The sequence below is a fragment of the Frankia canadensis genome (assembly GCF_900197875.1).
Lineage (GTDB): Bacteria > Actinomycetota > Actinomycetes > Frankiales > Frankiaceae > Frankia > Frankia canadensis.
On sequence record NZ_FZMO01000407.1, the window covers coordinates 1 to 1742 of the forward strand.

The following is a 1742-nucleotide window of genomic DNA, read 5'->3' on the forward strand; positions in this document are numbered from 1 at the left end:
GCCTAAAACAACATCAAAACCGGGGGTGCTGGAGCGCGCACCCGTGAATGGACACCTACTGTAGTGTCCCGCTGACGTGCACGGGAGTCTGCGCTGCATATCGGATCAACGGCCCAACAGAAGCCGTCGGTGTCCACGGTCGTCCCACGTTGTCCGCCGTCTGGAGCACACCCTTGGGTCCAGCGCTGCGTCTGCAAGCGATGGTCCGAACTAGGACCTACGACCACGCCGGCTACGCACCGATGGGCGCACCGAATACTCGCAGCGCTTGTCGGAGTGCGGAGCCGTCCGCTTGCCCGTTGAAGGTCACAACCATCAATGATCCATAGATTTCACCTGTATCTCTATTGATCTCTTCGACTGCGGAGGTCAGTGGCGCGTTGGTTACGACGAGGATTGGCACCGTACGTGGGCCGCTCGGCACCCTCGAAAGCAACTCATGCCTGAATCTCCGACCTGGAGAGCAGTATTTCACCACAACCTCAATCACCACCCTTTTAGTTGAGGACTCACGAAAAGAAGCGATCAGGTCGATGGATTCGAGATCGTCTTGGCAACGCGAGACGTTTGCGCCTGCGTCTACCAGCGCCGCCTCCACCAACAGTTCATAGACAGTAGCGTCGCGAATGATTCTATCCCCCCCGCGCGCCCTGGTGGTCGCGACCTCCACGCCGGCCTCTTGGATGGCGCGCTCACTCACCGACACGGCCAAGTACTCCTTCGCCTGGCTCATGAACGTCTGGGCGGTGGCAAGGTGCAGACGAGTACCGCACAGTTCGGCGAGTTCCACGGAAAGCTCTACCCGGGGGCCCAGAGTCATGCCCTCGGCTCGAAGGTACCAATCCTCCTTCTGGTCGTTGGTGACAAAGAGGAGATCGCGTGGCTCGCGGGCGATCTCGTCAAGAGTCTGCCGCCAGATGAAGTAGTCGCCAAGCGCTTTCTCCTCTCCCTTGCTTTTGAGGTCGGAGTAGCCTGGAGGCACTTCAGCCGTGATCCGCTCTAGGCCGCGTTCAGACTCCTGCGCGGTCTGCGCTGCGTCGAACGGCGGACCGACCTTGCCAGCGAGCATCACACCGATCCGGTTGAGAATCGGGTCGTTTATAAAGCGCTCAGCGAGCGAAGCGCTGTCTTTGTCCTCCAGCTTCGCCGCCTCGGCCCGCAGCGCGGAGAAGCTCGCCACAATCGGCGACTCGTCGAAAGTCTGAATCGCTCGGCGGCTGGCGGTCTTCCGGAAGGCGTCAAGGACCAACCTTTCGGCACCGCCGATGGCGGCAGCCACCTTTTCTGACTCGCGTCTCGCGTCCTGTAGGGCCGTGAGGCGGTTGCGATGGAATTCCAAGCCCGCTTGATAGGGAATCCACAGTCTGTCACTGACCTCTTCTAGGGCGGCGAGCAGCCCGTCGCGAGCCTCCGATGAGAAGCGGTAGAGGCTGAGCAGCACGTTAGCGTCAAGGACCACGGCACCCGACGTATAGATCTCCTTCTTCGCCGTGTCGTCGAGGGGGAACCAGCCGCGGAAGTCGTCTCTCACGGCACCAATGATCGCATGACGTGGAGTCCGCTATGAAAGGTGGTAGTCGTCAGAGGCGCCAAGCATCTACCGGGACCAGACCATGAACGACTCTGGTGTAGATCGCGGGACTGATGGCCGCGCCGGGCATCCACGCTCCTCTGACATAGTCCGTCCAGTGGAGTCCACCGACGTGGTGTACGGATCGTGATCGTCTGACGACTCGCCGGAG

General features: G+C 60.9%; 1 protein-coding gene. It reads right to left on the reverse strand.

Annotated features, from left to right (window positions below; translation table 11 throughout):
• Window positions 1–232: 232 nt before the first annotated feature.
• Complete coding sequence (locus C1A33_RS24740; protein WP_101833775.1) at window positions 233–1531, reverse strand: PIN-like domain-containing protein; 1299 nt, start codon at window positions 1529–1531, stop codon at window positions 233–235.
• Window positions 1532–1742: the final 211 nt, after the last annotated feature.